The sequence below is a fragment of the Azoarcus sp. L1K30 genome, assembly GCF_018122735.1.
Classification (GTDB): domain Bacteria; phylum Pseudomonadota; class Gammaproteobacteria; order Burkholderiales; family Rhodocyclaceae; genus Parazoarcus.
Genome location: NZ_JAGRRD010000001.1, coordinates 186,026 through 200,743 on the forward strand (window position 1 = coordinate 186,026; position 14,718 = coordinate 200,743).

Annotated in this window: 17 protein-coding genes; 13 read left to right on the forward strand and 4 right to left on the reverse strand. The window is 58.4% G+C overall.

Features of this window, described 5'->3' with window-relative positions; genetic code table 11:
* Nucleotides 1-133: 133 nt before the first annotated feature.
* The 8 genes from ccoN (at nt 134) to J5J83_RS00875 (ending at nt 5,892) form a co-directional block, all read left to right on the forward strand.
* Entirely contained in the window at nt 134-1,564 is a 1,431-nt protein-coding gene (gene ccoN, locus J5J83_RS00840) for a cytochrome-c oxidase, cbb3-type subunit I (RefSeq protein WP_212344072.1), read from the forward strand.
* 15 nt (nt 1,565-1,579) lie between these two features.
* Entirely contained in the window at nt 1,580-2,215 is a 636-nt protein-coding gene (gene ccoO / locus J5J83_RS00845; RefSeq protein ID WP_212344074.1) for a cytochrome-c oxidase, cbb3-type subunit II, read from the forward strand.
* Between the two features lie 15 nt (nt 2,216-2,230).
* Nucleotides 2,231-2,419: a cbb3-type cytochrome c oxidase subunit 3 gene (locus tag J5J83_RS00850; protein WP_212344076.1), complete on the forward strand. Its 189-nt coding sequence runs from the start codon at nt 2,231-2,233 to the stop codon at nt 2,417-2,419.
* A complete protein-coding gene (gene ccoP / locus J5J83_RS00855; RefSeq protein ID WP_212344078.1) occupies nt 2,412-3,308 on the forward strand; it encodes a cytochrome-c oxidase, cbb3-type subunit III in 897 nt (298 codons plus the stop codon). The genes J5J83_RS00850 and ccoP overlap by 8 nt, the downstream gene beginning before the upstream one ends.
* 74 nt (nt 3,309-3,382) lie before the next feature.
* A complete protein-coding gene (gene ccoG / locus J5J83_RS00860) occupies nt 3,383-4,810 on the forward strand; it encodes a cytochrome c oxidase accessory protein CcoG (RefSeq protein ID WP_212344080.1) in 1,428 nt (475 codons plus the stop codon).
* Between the two features lie 21 nt (nt 4,811-4,831).
* Nucleotides 4,832-5,341 carry a FixH family protein gene (locus J5J83_RS00865; RefSeq protein WP_212352704.1) on the forward strand — a complete coding sequence of 170 codons (510 nt, stop codon included), beginning with the start codon at nt 4,832-4,834 and terminating at the stop codon, nt 5,339-5,341.
* A gap of 23 nt (nt 5,342-5,364) precedes the next feature.
* Nucleotides 5,365-5,514: a DUF3149 domain-containing protein gene (locus tag J5J83_RS00870; protein ID WP_212344082.1), complete on the forward strand. Its 150-nt coding sequence runs from the start codon at nt 5,365-5,367 to the stop codon at nt 5,512-5,514.
* A gap of 132 nt (nt 5,515-5,646) precedes the next feature.
* Complete coding sequence (locus J5J83_RS00875) at nt 5,647-5,892, forward strand: hypothetical protein (RefSeq protein WP_212344084.1); 246 nt, start codon at nt 5,647-5,649, stop codon at nt 5,890-5,892.
* Between the two features lie 109 nt (nt 5,893-6,001).
* Here the strand turns inward: J5J83_RS00875 and J5J83_RS00880 are convergent, their stop codons facing one another.
* Nucleotides 6,002-6,445, reverse strand: a complete 444-nt coding sequence (locus tag J5J83_RS00880) for a universal stress protein (protein WP_212344086.1) — start codon at nt 6,443-6,445, stop codon at nt 6,002-6,004.
* Nucleotides 6,446-6,568: 123 nt separating this feature from the next.
* Here J5J83_RS00880 and J5J83_RS00885 point away from each other — a divergent pair, with 123 nt between their 5' ends.
* On the forward strand, nt 6,569-7,975 hold the full coding sequence (locus J5J83_RS00885) for an MBL fold metallo-hydrolase (RefSeq protein ID WP_212344088.1): 1,407 nt from the start codon (nt 6,569-6,571) through the stop codon (nt 7,973-7,975).
* 159 nt (nt 7,976-8,134) lie between these two features.
* Nucleotides 8,135-9,820, forward strand: coding sequence for an alpha/beta hydrolase (locus J5J83_RS00890; RefSeq protein ID WP_212352706.1), 1,686 nt, complete (start codon nt 8,135-8,137; stop codon nt 9,818-9,820).
* A 102-nt stretch (nt 9,821-9,922) separates the two neighbouring features.
* Here J5J83_RS00890 and J5J83_RS00895 read toward each other — a convergent pair whose 3' ends face one another.
* On the reverse strand, nt 9,923-10,609 hold the full coding sequence (locus J5J83_RS00895; RefSeq protein ID WP_212344089.1) for a Crp/Fnr family transcriptional regulator: 687 nt from the start codon (nt 10,607-10,609) through the stop codon (nt 9,923-9,925).
* 117 nt (nt 10,610-10,726) lie between these two features.
* Between J5J83_RS00895 and J5J83_RS00900 the strand changes: the two genes are divergently transcribed.
* A complete protein-coding gene (locus tag J5J83_RS00900; protein ID WP_212344090.1) occupies nt 10,727-11,116 on the forward strand; it encodes a SirB2 family protein in 390 nt (129 codons plus the stop codon).
* Nucleotides 11,117-11,126: 10 nt separating this feature from the next.
* Here the strand turns inward: J5J83_RS00900 and fnr are convergent, their stop codons facing one another.
* Complete coding sequence (gene fnr / locus J5J83_RS00905) at nt 11,127-11,867, reverse strand: fumarate/nitrate reduction transcriptional regulator Fnr (protein ID WP_212344091.1); 741 nt, start codon at nt 11,865-11,867, stop codon at nt 11,127-11,129.
* Between the two features lie 120 nt (nt 11,868-11,987).
* Between fnr and hemN the strand changes: the two genes are divergently transcribed.
* The gene (hemN, locus tag J5J83_RS00910) at nt 11,988-13,379 is read left to right on the forward strand and encodes an oxygen-independent coproporphyrinogen III oxidase (RefSeq protein WP_212344094.1); all 1,392 of its coding nucleotides are present in this window, start codon (nt 11,988-11,990) and stop codon (nt 13,377-13,379) included.
* A 73-nt stretch (nt 13,380-13,452) separates the two neighbouring features.
* Nucleotides 13,453-14,166: a sulfite exporter TauE/SafE family protein gene (locus tag J5J83_RS00915; protein ID WP_212344096.1), complete on the forward strand. Its 714-nt coding sequence runs from the start codon at nt 13,453-13,455 to the stop codon at nt 14,164-14,166.
* 38 nt (nt 14,167-14,204) lie between these two features.
* Here the strand turns inward: J5J83_RS00915 and J5J83_RS00920 are convergent, their stop codons facing one another.
* Complete coding sequence (locus tag J5J83_RS00920) at nt 14,205-14,618, reverse strand: MerR family transcriptional regulator (protein ID WP_212344098.1); 414 nt, start codon at nt 14,616-14,618, stop codon at nt 14,205-14,207.
* Between the last annotated feature and the right edge of the window lie 100 nt (nt 14,619-14,718).

Here is a 14,718-nt window from a genome sequence, read left to right on the forward strand (position 1 = left end):
TGCAATACAATGTTGATCTGTGTCAAATTGTAGATCCGGTCCGACGGTATCCTTGCCACGGATGATGACGAGGTCAAAGTCGTGATCGGATTAAGCGGTATCAAGGGGTTTTTAATCAAAGAGGTGACTTCACATGCAATCGCAAGCGACTTATAACTACAAAGTCGTGCGCCAGTTCACCATCATGACGGTGGTGTGGGGCATCGTGGGCATGCTGGTCGGTGTCATTGCCGCAGCACAGCTCGTGTGGCCTGAACTGAACGTGCACGAATTCCTGCATTTTGGCAGGCTGCGTCCGCTGCATACAAACGCGGTCATTTTCGCCTTCGGCGGATGCGCGCTGTTTGCAACGTCGTACTACGTTGTGCAGAGAACCTGTCATACCAAGTTGTTTGCGCCTGCGCTCGCCGGCTTTACCTTCTGGGGCTGGCAACTGGTCATCCTGCTGGCGGCAATCACGCTGCCGCTGGGCTACACGCAGGGTAAGGAATATGCCGAGCTCGAGTGGCCGATCGATCTTCTGATCGCCGTGGTGTGGGTTTCCTACGCCATCGTGTTCTTCGGCACCATCGCCAAGCGCAAGGTCAGTCACATCTATGTGGCGAACTGGTTCTTCGGTGCCTTCATCATCACAGTTGCACTTCTTCATATCGTCAATAGCGCGGCCATCCCGGTCTCGTTCATGGGCATGAAGTCCTACTCGGCCTACGCCGGCGTGCAGGATGCGATGGTGCAGTGGTGGTATGGCCACAATGCGGTGGGCTTCTTCCTGACCGCAGGCTTCCTGGGCATGATGTATTACTTTGTGCCGAAGCAGGCCGAGCGCCCGGTGTACTCCTATCGCCTGTCGGTGGTGCACTTCTGGGCGCTGATCTTCACCTACATGTGGGCTGGCCCGCACCACCTGCATTACACCGCGCTGCCTGACTGGACCCAGTCTGTCGGCATGATCTTCTCGCTGATCCTTCTTGCACCGTCCTGGGGCGGCATGATCAACGGCATCATGACGCTGTCGGGTGCCTGGCACAAACTGCGTACCGACCCCATCCTGAAGTTCCTCGTGACCTCGCTGTCCTTCTACGGTATGTCCACGTTCGAAGGCCCGATGATGTCGGTCAAGACGGTCAACGCGCTGTCCCACTACACCGACTGGACGGTTGGCCACGTTCACTCCGGCGCGCTGGGCTGGGTGGCAATGATCTCGATCGGCTCGGTCTACTTCCTGCTGCCGCGTCTGTATGGCAAGACCCAGATGTACAGCGTCAAGCTGATCAACACCCACTTCTGGATTGCCACCATCGGTATCGTGCTCTACATCGCTTCGCTGTGGGTCGCTGGTGTGATGCAGGGCCTGATGTGGCGTGCGACCAACTCGGACGGCACCCTGACTTACTCTTTCGTTGAGAGCGTCAAGGCAAGCTATCCGTTCTGGACGATCCGTCTGGTGGGTGGCTCCCTGTTCCTCGTCGGCATGCTGATCATGTTCTACAACATGGTGAAGACCATCGCCGGTGAAAAGGCCTACAACGCGCCGGTGATCGCACCTGCGGCTGCACACGCCTAAGCGGAGAAGAAGAACATGGCACAATCGAAACACGAAAAGATCGAACGTAACGTATTCCTGATGATCGTTCTCACGCTGCTTACCGTGAGCGTGGGCGGTCTGGTGGAAATCGTTCCGCTCTTCTTCCAGCACTCGACAACGACTGCGATCGATTACAAGGGCAACGAGCTCAATGTAAAGCCTTACGATGCGCTGCGTCTGACCGGGCGTGACATCTATATCCGTGAAGGTTGCTACAACTGCCATTCGCAGATGATTCGTCCGTTCCGCGCAGAAACCGAGCGCTACGGTCACTACTCGGTGGCGGGTGAGTACATTTACGATCATCCCTTCCAGTGGGGTTCAAAGCGTACCGGTCCCGATCTGGCCCGCGTTGGCGGACGTTACTCGGACGAGTGGCAGAAAGTTCACCTCCTGAACCCGCGTGACGTGGTGCCGGAGTCGAACATGCCTGCGTTCTCCTGGCTCGATCGCCCGGTCAAGGCCGGCGACATTCAGGACAAGATGCGTGCGCTGAACAAGGTTGGTCTGCACAAGTACAGCGACGAGGAAATCGCTGCTGCGCCTGCCGCCCTCGAGGGCAAGACCGAGCTTGAGGCCGTGGTTGCCTACCTGCAAGGGCTGGGCAAGGCACTTCAGAACGTAAGGTAAGGAACAGGGCGCGTCGTGGATATCAATGATCTTAGAATCGTCGTCACCGTGCTGGGCTTTGCCTGTTTCCTCGGTATTTGTGCCTGGGCATACAGCAAACACGCAAAGACCGGTTTCGACGAGGCGGCGCGTCTGCCCCTGACCGATGACGATCTGCCGGTCGACAACGACCGGCTGGAAAAGGAAGGAAAAACAAATGGCTGACTTTATCAGCGGTTTCTGGAACATGTACGTGATGGGCCTGGTCGCCCTGAGCATCCTGTTCTGTGTGTTCGTGCTGGTCTCAAACATGACCAAGCGCGAAGCGGGCGAAGTTCAGCTGCACGGTCACGTGTGGGATGAAACGCTTGCCGAGTACAACAATCCGCTTCCGCGCTGGTGGCTGTACCTGTTCTGGATCACCATTGTTTTCGGCATTGTTTATCTGGTGATCTACCCCGGCTTCGGCAATCACAATGCCGATCGGGGCGAGCACAGCCAGTACTACGCGGAAATGCAGGCCGCAGAAGCGAAGTACGGCCCGATCTTTGCCAAGTACCAAAGTATGGACCTCGCAGCCGTTGCAGCCGATCCGGACGCCAATGCCATGGGCAAACGTCTGTTCCTGACCTACTGCGCGCAATGTCACGGTTCGGCGGCGCAAGGCAACAAGGGCTTCCCGAATCTGACCGACGACGAGTGGAACTGGGGCGGTGAGCCCGAGGCGATCAAGACCACGATTCTCGGCGGACGCATGGGCGTGATGCCTGCCTTCGGGCCGGCGCTCGGCGGTGAAGGCGTGAAGGATGTCGCCAATTATGTGCGGTCGCTCTCGGGTCTGGCGCACGATTCCCTGCGCGCCCAGCGCGGTCAGGAAATCTTCGCCGCCAACTGCGTTGCCTGCCACGGGCCCGATGCCAAGGGTAACCCGATGCTGGGTGCAGTCAATCTGACCAACAAGTCCTGGTTGTATGGTTCGTCGGAAGCGACGATCATCGAAACCGTGACGAATGGCCGTCAGAACCAGATGCCGGCATGGAAAGACTTCCTTGGTGAAGCAAAGGTGCATTTGCTTACGGCTTATGTGATGAGCCTGAGCAAGGAACAGAAGTAAGTAGTGCGCTCCGGGGGCTCAGGCCCCCGGAGTTATTTTTCATACAATAATAAGAATCCACTAATAAAGCGATCATGAACAGCACAGCCCCGAGTACACAGCCCGTCACGCCGCCGCCCCCTCCCGAGCAGGATTCGCTCTACGCCGTACGACAGAAGGTTTACGTCCGTGCCGTAACGGGACTTTTCGCCAATTGGCGATGGGCGCTGGTCTGGATCACACAGATTCTCTTCTATGGTTTGCCCTGGCTGTCCTGGAACGGCCGACAGGCGGTACTGCTGCACCTGGTGGAGCGCAAGTTCTATATATTCGGTTGGGTGTTCTGGCCGCAGGATGTGTTTTTCCTGGCCATCCTGTTGATCATATCCGCATACAGCCTGTTTTTCTTCACTGCCATTGCCGGGCGTCTCTGGTGCGGCTATGCCTGTCCGCAGACGGTGTATACCGAAATTTTCATGTGGGTCGAGCAGAAGATCGAGGGTGACCGCAACAAGCGGATGAAGCTCGACAAGTCGCCGATGAGCCCCAGGAAGTTTGCCATTAAGGCGGCCAAGTACGGCTCGTGGGCGGCGATTTCCATCTGGACCGGTTTCACCTTCGTCTCCTATTTTTCACCCCTGAGTGATCTGCTGCGTTCGGTGCAAACCCTGAGCTTCGGTCCGTGGGAGTTGTTCTGGATTCTGTTCTACGGTGGTTTTACTTACCTGTTTGCTGGCGTCATGCGCGAGCAGGTATGCAAGTACATGTGTCCGTATGCGCGATTTCAGAGCGTGATGTTCGACCCCGATACGCTTGTCATCACCTATGACGAGGCGCGTGGCGAGCCGCGTGGTGCGCGCAAGAAGGGGGTGGAGCCGAAGTCAGTCAGCAAGGGCGATTGCGTGGATTGCGGGATCTGTGTGCAGGTCTGTCCGACCGGCATCGACATTCGCGACGGTCTGCAGTACGAGTGCATTGGTTGCGCCGCGTGTATCGACGCATGCGACCAGGTGATGGACAAGATGGAGTACCCGCGCGGCCTGATCCGTTATTCCACCGAGAATGCGATCAAGAAGGGGTGGGGGACCAAGGAAGTCGTGGCACATGTGTTCCGCCCTCGCACCTTGATTTACGGCTTTGTGCTCGTCGTTCTGAGCCTGGCATTTGTCTGGGGCTTGGCATCGCGCGAACCGTTGCGGGTTGACGTGATGCGCGACCGTTCCTCGCTCGCACGTGAGGTGGAAGGCGGCATGATCGAGAACGTCTATGAGCTTCAGATCATGAACATGACCGAACAGCCGCGCACCTTCGTGTTCGGTGCCCGAGGGATTGACGGTATTGCGATAGAGGGAGACAAGCGCCTGCAGGTCGACGCGGCTGGCATGCGGTCGGTGACCCTCAAGGTTCGGGCGCCCTATGATCCGGACAAGGTCGGCGCGACGGAGGTGTTCTTCGAGGTGTATCCTGAAGACAAGCCCAGCCTCAAGCTGAGCGAGAAAACCACTTTCCTCTTTCCCCGCTGAGTCTGAATCGACATGAGTGTCATGGTATCTGACAAGAAATTTCCCGTTACGCCTTGGTATAAGCAGGGATGGCCCTGGTTTCTGATTGCGTTGCCGGCAACGGCGGTCGTGGCTGGCACGATCACGTTGGTGATTGCGATCAAGAGTTGGGACGGTCTGGTCGTCGATGACTATTACAAGGAGGGCAAGGCGATCGTAAGGACGATAGAGCGGACTGAACTCGCCAAGCAGCTTGGGCTGACAGCACAACTCAAGGTGCGCAGCAATTCGGTTCGTGTCGAGGTTTCTGCCAGTGACCTCGACAATGTTCCGGGCGCGATTCATCTGACCATTTCACACCCGACTCAGAGTGGTTTCGATCAGATGTTGACGCTTAGAGGGCAGGGCGGCGTATTTGAGGGTGCGATTGCACCCTTGAGTACGGGCCGTTGGTTGTTTCAACTAGAAAACGAGTCCCGCAATTGGCGCATGAACGGGACCGCATACCTTCCGACAGAGACGGAGATCAGGATTGATCCATCTGGTTCTTAACCCGTCGTAGAAGGAGTAACAACATGGCCTGGAATGAATTGTTCAGCACCGACATCGGTCTGCTCAGTCTATTCACCATCGGTTTCATTCTCGTGATGGCGATTTACATTTACCGATTTGCAAAACGCCACATCGCGGAAGATGAAGCGAAACACCGTTTGACTCATCATTAATAGACGAGCGACTTGGCGCGGCAGTTGTTAAAAGCTGTAAGACTCGTGACTCAACGGGTCCAAGCGCATTTGGGCGGCTGCCAGCCTTGCTCGTGAAGACCGGTTTCATCACACGGTAAAAAGGGAGGATCCATGCAGAAATTGATACAGATTCTGTGGCCGTCTTTTCTGGTTGCAGGTGTCGTGGAGGCGATATTTTTTACCGTGATCAACCCCAGTGAACTGTATTTTTTCGGTTCACCGGTTCGCTTTGATGCCATTACGACATACTCGATCGGCTTCTTCGCGTTCTGGCTGATTTGTGCGGCATCCAGCCTGACCACGATCTATTTTCAACGCACTGCCAACGAGATCAATCATCCCGAAACGAAATCGTGATGGCCGGATGTCGATGTCCCGACTGGGCTGGTGACGGCGAGGGCTTCATTGTCGTACAAGTAATAATGGCCCTTGATGGGCCATTATTACTTGTCGCCTGAGATGCTGACTAGCGATAAACCAGAACCGGCGTCTTGCTGTGAGTCAGTACTTTTTGCGTTTCGCTGCCGAGCAGGAGGCCGGCGATACCCTTTCGGCCATGTGAAGCCATGAAAATGAGGTCGCAGCCGTGTCGGTCGGCCGCATCGATGATGGCTTCGTAGGGGACTTCATTGACCAAGGTATCGGTGCCGGCGAGAACGCCCGCAGCATCCGCGGCTGCCTTGGCTTTTTCCAGAATACGTTCGGCCTCCTGTTGCGCCGACTTTGCGAATTGCTCCGGGGTGGTCGGGTCGATCAGGGCACCTTCACCGTAAATCGGCATTGGAAAATCCGGCTGGGCATAGAAAAACGTGATGCGAGCACCTGCGTCCTTCGCAAATGACACCGCTCGCGATACAGTGCTTTCGGACAGGGGCGAACCGTCTGTCGGTACAAGAATATGCTTGAACATATCGATACTCCTTTTGGTCCCAATGCATAGTCAATTATAGCTGCGGCAGCATTGCTTACGGTCGTCGCTGCCAACATTCAGGTTTGATTTGTTCAGCGATGGCTCCGTCACCGGAGATTGAGCATGGATATCACGTTTTATGGCGCTGCCGGAGAAGTGACCGGATCCAGTGCTGTTGTACGCCACAGTCGCGGCGCGTTCATGGTTGATTGTGGCATGTTTCAGGGGGGCAGGGATGCAGACCGGAAGAACTTCTCTGCGCTCGACTTTGATTTTGGTACCATCGATTTCGTTCTCCTGACGCACGCCCATCTTGACCACACGGGACTCATCCCGCGCTTGGTCGCACTTGGATATCGTGGCCCGGTGTATGCGACGGACGCCACAGCGGATTTGCTGACCGTGATGTTGCTCGACTCTGCACATATTCAGGAGAAGGAAGCGGAGTGGAGCAACAAGCGCAATCGGTCGCGACGTATGCGCCGGCGTGATACTGCACCGCTCTATACGGTGGAGCAGGCGCGCACGAGTCTGCGCGCACTTGAGCGTGTTCACTATGATGAGAATCTGACGCCGCATGCCGCGGTCAGTTGCCGCTTCCGCGATGCCGGACACATCCTCGGGTCGGCAATCATCGAACTCGATCTGAGCGATGAGGGGGTAACCCGGCGACTGGTGTTTTCGGGCGATCTCGGGCAGCCGGATAGGCCGGTTCTCCGTGACCCGTTTATGCCGCGCAGGGCTGACTACCTGTGTGTCGAGTCCACCTATGGCAACCGTTTTCACCGCGACTTGCACGAAACCGAGAGTGAACTCGTCCACGCGCTCAACGATACGCTTGGACGCAAGGGGGGCAATGTCATCATTCCTGCGTTTGCCGTGGGGCGAACACAGGAGGTGCTGTTCATCCTCGCCAAACTCGTGCGGATGGGCCAGGTGCCGCGGCTTGAGGTCGTGGTGGACTCTCCGATGGCAACCGCAGTCACCGAACTGACGATGCGACACGCCGCGCTATGGGATGAGGAAACCCGAGAACTGGCTGAGTGGATGCGCACTGCGCCATCGCAGTTTCGTCTGCGCTTCGTGGCCGATGTGGAAGAGTCGATTGCGCTCAACCACAGCCGGGGCGGACTGGTCATCATCTCCGCAAGTGGCATGTGCGATGCGGGAAGAATAAAGTATCACTTGCGTTACAACCTTGGACGCGAGGAATGTTCGGTCATCATCGCCGGGTTTCAGGCTGCTGGAACACTGGGGCGGAGGCTTGTCGACCGGGCAAGGGTGGTGACCATCATGGGGGAAAGGATCGCCGTCCATGCGGAAATCTATACCATCGGCGGACTGTCGGCGCATGCTGATCAGGGCGCTCTGCTTGCCTGGATGCGGCATTTTGAAACACCGCCGCGTCAGACTTTCATCGTGCACGGCGAGGCGGAGGCACGTACCGCGTTCGCTCAGGTAATTGAGGCCGATTTGGGCTGGTCGGGGCTGATGCAGCCCGTGGCGGGAACGACGTATCATTTGAATTGAACTTGAGCCCGGCGCGTTCCTGCACGGGCGTTGGAGAAGGTCATGGCAACGAGTAGCAGCAGTAGCAAGCGCGGCAGCAAGGGGCGGAAGTCTGCGGGCGACGGCAACCACCGTCACCGTGCCGACGCATTCGATCCGGGGCAGGCGGTCCGGGAAGCGATGCGCGATTTGCATGATGGAGTGGAGGGCGCCGTGGACCCGCTAGGCATGAGCGCGCCGATCGTCCACGCGCAGATGGCGTGGCTGGCGCATCCGCAGGAACTCGCAGAGCGCTTCACCCGCCTGTCGTCGGATCTGTGGAAACTACAGATGCATTCGGTTCACCGCATGCTGGGCCTGGCAAGTTCGGATCCGATTCGTCCTCATGCCGACGATGCACGTTTTACCGATCCGGTGTGGACCGACTATCCATCGTGGGACCTGAGCAAGGAATGGTATCTCGCGTTTACCCGTCACATGCAAGACATGCTTTACGACACGCCCGGACTCGCCAGCAAGGAGCGGCGGCGTGCTGCGTTCTGGTGGCGCACGCTGCTCAACGCGATGGCACCGACGAACTTCTTGCTGACCAATCCGGTCGCGATGCGAAAGGCGGTCGAAACCAATGGTGAGAGCCTGGCGAGTGGATTCCGCAATTTTCTCGACGACATCAAGGCCGGGAATGTTCGCATGACCAACCCCGATGATTTTCAGGTCGGCAAGAATCTGGCCACCACGCCGGGCGAGGTGGTGTTTCGCAATCGCTTGCTGGAAGTCATTCACTACGCGCCCACGCAGCCCAAGGTGCATGCGGAGCCGGTGGTGATCGTGACCCCCTGGATCAACAAGTTCTACATTCTCGATCTTGTGCCGCGCAAGAGCATGATTCGCTTTCTGCTCGACCAGGGGCTGGATGTCTTCATCACGAGCTGGAAGAATCCCGATGCGTCGATGCGGGATTGCAGCTTTGACGACTATCTGACTGAAGGCGTGCACGCCATCGTCGAGTGCGCCCGTGCCTTTACCGGCGCCGAGAAGGTGCATGCGGTCGGGTACTGCATCGGCGGTACGGCCTTGTCGATGTACATGGCCTGGGCCAATCGGCGTTTCCCTGCCGATCAGGTGCCCGTTGCCGACTGGACGCTGTTTACCACGCTCGTCGATTTTCACAAGCCGGGCGATATCGAGGTCTTTATCGACGAGGCGAGCATCCGCTACATCACCGAGAACATGGCGGGGAAGGGCTATCTCGATGGCAAGGAGATGGCGTCGGCATTCCGTCTGCTGCGGTCGAACGGTCTGATCTGGCACTACGTGGTGCATGGATGGCTGTATGGCGAAACACCGCCACCGTTCGATGTGCTGTTCTGGAACATGGACACCACGCGTATGCCCTTTGCCATGCATGCATGGTATCTGCGCGAACTCTACCTGAACAACAATCTGATCCATCCGGACGCGCTCGTCGTGGCCGGTGAGCCGCTCGATCTTGGCGCGATTACACAGCCTCTCTATGCCGTGTCGGCCGAGGACGATCACATCGCGCCGTGGCTGCAGACCTTCCGCGTCGTCAATCACGTGACGGGGCCGAAGCGTTACGTATTGTCGAGTTCGGGTCACATTCTGGGTATCGTGAACCCCGTCGTCACGCCGCCGAAGCGGACTTTCTGGGCCGGGGAGGCGCATCGATCCGATACCGCCGAACAGTGGCGACATGGCGCGACCGAGCAGGCCGGAAGTTGGTGGACGGACTGGATGGCCTGGCTCAAGCCGCGCGCGGGCGAGTTGGTCGATGCGCGACCGGCGGCGACGAGCGCACATCCGTCGCTCGCGGCCGCCCCGGGCACTTACGTATTGGAGTCCTGAAACGTCGAGGCAACGAGCAGTTGCTTCGGCTGAGGCGATTCAGCCCGCGTGCACCCGGCGCGGGTTGCCGACGCCTTGGTGGATGAGGCACCGGCAGGGTGTTCAGCCGTTGAAGCGGGCGAGGGCCCGCGGGTCATGGAGGACGATGCGTTTGCCGTGGACGCTGATCAGCTTGCGTTCGGCCAGATCGTGAAAGATCCTCGAAAGCGTCTCGGGCGTCAGGTTCAGTCGGGAGGCAATGACCTGTTTGCTCGTTGGCAACGTGATCTCGCTCGCACTACTGCCGTCGTCGTCGGACTGTTGCAGCAGGTAGCCGATGACGCGCTGCGTGCTGGAATGCAGCGAATAGGTTTCGACGTCGCGGACCATGTTGTGCAGGCGTATCGCCATCCCTGCCAGTAACTTGCGGGCAAACTGCGCGTCGTGATCAATGAGGTCGGAGACGACATTCTGACTGATATGCAGCAGCGACATGTCGGTGAGAGCTTCGGCGAAGACGGGGTAAGGGCGGTCCATGAACATGACAGCCTCGCCAAAACTCTGCTGCGGGCCAACGATTTCGACGACCTTCTCGTTTCCTTGGGCAGACGAGAATGCGAGCTTGAGTTGTCCCTCGGTCACGAAGTAGAAGCCATGGGCGGGATCGCCGCGTTGAAACAGCAGTTCTCCCTTTCTCAGTCGGCGTTCGCGCGTAAACCGCGCGACCATCACGAGTTCGTCGTCGGTCAACTCTCCGAAGAGCGAAATCTGCCGCAATAGGGAGACGAGATCCGAAGGGGGCTGGGTCATGTGCTGCTCCTGCATCTATCTGAGGATCGCTTCATTTTGCTGTTCCCCGCGGGCACAGCCTGTATGCGTGGCACCATGATGAACTTTTCACGATGCGCTGCTGTTGGAGGTCCAAGTATGTATCAGGCGCTGAAGCACTTCCACGTTACCTGCGTCATTCTGAGCATCAGCGGATTCACGCTCAGGGGGTGGTGGATGTTTTCCGGCCATCGCCTGCTGAATCACCGCTTCACGCGTACGCTGCCCCACGTCATCGATACAGGCTTGCTTGCGAGTGCGATCGGGCTGGCAGCAATGAGCGGACAGTATCCCCTGCAGGCGTCCTGGGTGACGGCGAAGGTTGTCGGGCTCATCGGCTACATTTTTCTCGGAACAGTGGCGCTCAAGCGCGGCAAGACCCGATCGGTGCGCGCGGTGGCGTTTATTGCTGCCGTCCTGGTTTTCAGCTGGATCGTCTCGGTCGCACTGAGCAAGAACCCGGCCGGCTGGGTCGCCCTCGTCGGCTGAGCCGCAGTGCTCAGCGTGCGCCGGGCTGGTGCTGGATGAGTTTCTTCAGCCCGTCACCGTTGAGGATGCGAATATGCTTCTGCTGCACGCCCACCAGGCCGTCCTCCTGAAAACGGGAGAATGCCCGCGATACGGTTTCGAGTTTCAGGCCCAGGTACGAGCCGATTTCTTCACGGGTCATGCGTAGATGAAACTCGGCGGCGGAGAAGCCGCGGGCAGTGAAGCGCTGAGACATGTTGAGCAGGAAGGCTGCCAGGCGCTCTTCCGCGCGCATTGAGCCGAGCAACATCATCACGCCATGGTCGCGCACGATTTCGCGGCTCATGACCTTGTGAAACTGATGCTGCAGGCCTTCTACGACACGCGACAGTTCCTCGAGCTTTCCATACGGAATCACGCAGACCTCGCTGTCTTCGAGGGCAATCGCGTTGCACGAATGAAGTTCGGTACTGATGCCGTCGAGGCCGAGAATTTCACCGGTCATCTGGAATCCGGTGACCTGCTCGCGGCCATCTTCCAGTAGTACATCTGTCTTGAACGAGCCGGCACGGATGGCGTAGATGGCCTCGAACAGGTCGCCTGCGCGATACAGCGGTTGCTGGCGCTTGATCTTGCGGCGGGCGCCGACGAGTTCGTCGAGACGATCGAGCTCCGTATCCGTCATGCCGAACGGCAGGCACAACTCCAGGAGGTTGCACTGAGAGCAAGCTGTTTTCAGGCCTGCCGCAGTAAACGGCACTGATGCCTTCATTTGCACTGTAAGCTTTCTCCGAATCGGGGAAGGGGTTGGAGAATTGTTGCCGTTGATCCAAGTCAACCACAAATCGCCGACTTTCTGCCATTGTTAAGTACATTCTGACGCAGCCAAACCATGACCAGCCAGCCAGACCTCATCTTCGATCCGCAGTTGATTCGTCGATTCGACATCAACGGGCCTCGTTATACCTCCTATCCTACCGCAGACCGGTTTGTCGAGGCGTTCGACGCAAGCGCACTGAAGGACTGGTTGGCAAAACGTGCTGTAGGCGGCGTGAGTCGACCGCTGTCATTATACTTCCACATCCCTTTTTGTAACACGATTTGCTACTACTGTGCGTGCAACAAGATCATTACCAAGGATCATGGAAGGTCAGCCAAGTATTTGAATTATCTCGATAAAGAGATTCAGATGCAGGCGGATGCGCTGGGTGGGACGCGGCAGGTCACGCAGCTGCATCTAGGCGGCGGTACGCCGACGTTCCTGTCGCACGAAGAAATGCACCAATTGATGGCATCGGTGCGCAAGCACTTCAACCTGGTGCCTAACGGCGAGTATTCGATCGAGGTGGATCCGCGCAAGGTCGACTTCGACACCGTCGAGATGCTTGCCAATCTCGGGTTCAATCGCATGAGCGTCGGCGTGCAGGATTTCGCCGAAGACGTGCAGATTGCCACCAACCGCGTGCAGAGTGTGGAAGAGACCAAGCTGGTGATGGACGCCGCGCGCGCGACCGGCTTCAAGTCCATCAGCATGGATCTGATTTACGGCCTGCCCAAGCAGAATGTCATCAGCTTCAACCGTACGCTTGAGCAGGTACTGGAGCTGTCGCCCGATCGCATCTCGCTGTACAGCTACGCGCACCTGCCGGGGCTGTTCAAGCCACAGCGCAGGATCATCCCGATCGACTTGCCGTCGGCCGATGCGAAGCTGCAGATTCTGCAGTTGGCGATTCGCCGCCTGACCGAAGCAGGCTATGTCTATATCGGTATGGACCATTTCGCCAAACCCGAAGACGAACTGACCATCGCCCAACGCCAGGGCCGGCTTCACCGGAATTTCCAGGGCTATTCCACCCAAGCTGAATGCGACCTCCTGGCGTTCGGCGTGTCCGCCATCGGAAAGATCGGGCCGGTCTATTCGCAGAATGTGAAGACGCTCGACGAATACTACGATGCGCTTGATCGCGACGAACTGCCAGTGCTTCGCGGGGTGGAGCTGACGGCGGACGACTTGTTGCGGCGCTCGATCATCCAGGCCTTGATGTGTCACTTCGAGCTGTCGATCGAGTCGATCGAGATCGCCCACCTGATCAAGTTCGGCGAGTACTTTGCGAGCGAACTGGACGATCTCCGCGCAATGGAAGAGGCGGGGTTGGTGAAGATCGATGACGAATGGATTAGCGTATTGCCGGCTGGCAGGCTGTTGGTCCGGGGTATTGCGATGGTGTTCGACCGCTACCTGCGTTCCGATCGCGAACGTGCGCGCTATTCCCGCGTGATCTGACGCGAAGCAGCGTCGCCGTGCGGTGCGGCGTAGAATGCACGCTCTGCGTCGTCTGGATCGGAACTGACATTACATGCCTGAAACAGGTTATCTCGCTGTTTTCCTCATAGGCCTGCTTGGCGGCACGCACTGTGTCTCCATGTGCGGCGGCATCGTGGGCGCGCTTACGGTGCAGGTGCATACCCCTGCAGGTCGAAACCGGCAGTGGCCGATTCATCTGGCCTACAATCTGGGGCGCATCGCTACCTACACCGGCATCGGCGCCGGACTGGGCGCGCTCGGTTCGGTGGGCATGCTCTACGATGGCGTGCTGCCGGTTCAGATCACCTTGTACGTGCTCGCCAATCTCATGCTGGTGGCACTGGGCCTCTACCTGACCGGCTTTACCCGCCTGCTTGCCCCGGTCGAGAGGCTGGGGCACCAACTCTGGCGGCGTATCCAGCCGCTCAGCCGGCGCTTTCTGCCCGCGCGCTCGGTCAAGCAGGCGCTGCCCCTGGGGCTGTTGTGGGGGTTCCTGCCCTGTGGTCTGGTGTACTCGGTGCTGGCGACGGCGCTTGTCACCGGGTCCGCGGTACGTGGAGGAGGGCTGATGCTGGCTTTCGGACTGGGCACCTTGCCCAACTTGATGCTGGCGGGGATGTTGTTCAAACGCTTTCGCGATATCACCCGCAACGGCACCGTCCGTTTTGCCTCAGGCTTGCTGGTATTCGGCTTCGGCGTATTTGGCCTGGTCCATGCCCAGACCTTGGGCGGGCAACTCTGGAGCGGGGTGGTGTGCGCGACCTGAGTGAGCGTGTGCGGCCTCGCACCGCGCATTGAAGCTGCTCAATCGCCCTGTGACAGCGCGCGCAGAATCGGACACGGTGCGGGGGCATCGGTGCGCTCGCAACAGCCAACCAGTTCGGTCAGGGCTTTGCGCATGTCCTGCATCTGCCCGATACGCGCGTCGATGAGTTCGATCTTCGCTTGCGCCAGCGCCCGCGCTCGCTCCCGATCGGTGTCTTCGTTAAGGGCGAGCAGGCCATCGATCTCGTCCAGGGAAAAGCCCAGTTGTTGGGCACGTCGTATGGCTCGCAGGCGTACAAGGTCCTGCTCACCATACACCCGGTAGGCCCCTCGCATTTGGCGAGGTTGTGCCAGCAGGCCACGACGCTGGTAGTAACGAATGGTCTCCACACCAACGGCGGCGGCCTTTGCCAGTGCGCCGATTGTCAGCGCCTTGCCTGTCTCTTGATTCATCGCTTGACTCCGTACATGAGTACGGAGTTTACACTGCGCGCTATCGACTAGTCCCGCAAGGGGGATGCGCCATGCCAACGGGATCATCAGGCGCGCCAGG

What these genes read in the sequence shown, in the direction of transcription:
- J5J83_RS00885 (WP_212344088.1), top strand. Translation starts at nt 6,569, where the DNA reads ATGGATATCACGTTTTATGGCGCTGCCGGAGAAGTGACCGGATCCAGT.
- J5J83_RS00915 (WP_212344096.1), top strand. Translation starts at nt 13,453, where the DNA reads ATGCCTGAAACAGGTTATCTCGCTGTTTTCCTCATAGGCCTGCTTGGC.
- ccoG (WP_212344080.1), top strand. Translation starts at nt 3,383, where the DNA reads ATGAACAGCACAGCCCCGAGTACACAGCCCGTCACGCCGCCGCCCCCT.
- J5J83_RS00890 (WP_212352706.1), top strand. Translation starts at nt 8,135, where the DNA reads ATGCGCGATTTGCATGATGGAGTGGAGGGCGCCGTGGACCCGCTAGGC.
- J5J83_RS00870 (WP_212344082.1), top strand. Translation starts at nt 5,365, where the DNA reads ATGGCCTGGAATGAATTGTTCAGCACCGACATCGGTCTGCTCAGTCTA.
- ccoP (WP_212344078.1), top strand. Translation starts at nt 2,412, where the DNA reads ATGGCTGACTTTATCAGCGGTTTCTGGAACATGTACGTGATGGGCCTG.
- J5J83_RS00895 (WP_212344089.1), bottom strand. Translation starts at nt 10,609, where the DNA reads ATGACCCAGCCCCCTTCGGATCTCGTCTCCCTATTGCGGCAGATTTCG.
- ccoO (WP_212344074.1), top strand. Translation starts at nt 1,580, where the DNA reads ATGGCACAATCGAAACACGAAAAGATCGAACGTAACGTATTCCTGATG.
- ccoN (WP_212344072.1), top strand. Translation starts at nt 134, where the DNA reads ATGCAATCGCAAGCGACTTATAACTACAAAGTCGTGCGCCAGTTCACC.
- J5J83_RS00900 (WP_212344090.1), top strand. Translation starts at nt 10,727, where the DNA reads ATGTATCAGGCGCTGAAGCACTTCCACGTTACCTGCGTCATTCTGAGC.
- fnr (WP_212344091.1), bottom strand. Translation starts at nt 11,867, where the DNA reads ATGAAGGCATCAGTGCCGTTTACTGCGGCAGGCCTGAAAACAGCTTGC.
- J5J83_RS00880 (WP_212344086.1), bottom strand. Translation starts at nt 6,445, where the DNA reads ATGTTCAAGCATATTCTTGTACCGACAGACGGTTCGCCCCTGTCCGAA.
- hemN (WP_212344094.1), top strand. Translation starts at nt 11,988, where the DNA reads ATGACCAGCCAGCCAGACCTCATCTTCGATCCGCAGTTGATTCGTCGA.
- J5J83_RS00920 (WP_212344098.1), bottom strand. Translation starts at nt 14,618, where the DNA reads ATGAATCAAGAGACAGGCAAGGCGCTGACAATCGGCGCACTGGCAAAG.
- J5J83_RS00875 (WP_212344084.1), top strand. Translation starts at nt 5,647, where the DNA reads ATGCAGAAATTGATACAGATTCTGTGGCCGTCTTTTCTGGTTGCAGGT.
- J5J83_RS00865 (WP_212352704.1), top strand. Translation starts at nt 4,832, where the DNA reads ATGGTATCTGACAAGAAATTTCCCGTTACGCCTTGGTATAAGCAGGGA.